Raw genomic sequence first — 547 nt, 5'->3', positions numbered from 1 at the left:
TGAATACCTAAAAGACCGTGGTCTATCTGGTGAAATCGTTCAGAAATTTGGCATTGGTTACGTGGCTGACGAATGGGATTTAGTCCGCAAAAACTTCGGCCAGAATAAAGACAATCAAGACATGCTTGTCACTGGTGGCATGCTGATTGAAAACGACAAAGGCAACCGTTATGACCGCTTTCGTGGTCGTATTATGTTTCCAATTCGTGATCGTCGTGGTCGAGTAATTGGCTTTGGTGGTCGAGTACTTGGTGAAGGTACACCAAAATATCTCAACTCACCGGAAACGCCAATATTCCATAAAGGCAAAGAGCTTTATGGCCTGTATGAAGTGTTACAAGCGCATCGTGAACCAGCACAAATTTTGGTGGTTGAAGGCTATATGGACGTTGTCGCTCTGGCTCAATACGGCGTAGATTATTCCGTCGCGTCGCTAGGTACCTCGACAACGGGCGATCATATTCAAATGTTGTTCCGCCAAACCAATACCGTGGTGTGTTGTTACGATGGCGACCGAGCAGGTAAAGAAGCGGCATGGCGAGCGTTA

Annotated in this window: 1 protein-coding gene; it reads left to right on the top strand. The window is 46.6% G+C overall.

Features of this window, described 5'->3' with window-relative positions:
* On the top strand, positions 1-547 hold a 547-nt coding region (locus R7Z47_RS26410), incomplete at both ends, for a DNA primase (protein WP_318130972.1).

Source organism: Vibrio sp. 1641 (assembly GCF_033339995.1).
GTDB classification, from domain to species: Bacteria; Pseudomonadota; Gammaproteobacteria; order Enterobacterales; family Vibrionaceae; genus Vibrio; species Vibrio alginolyticus.
This window is presented reverse-complemented; position numbering and strand designations above follow the sequence as displayed.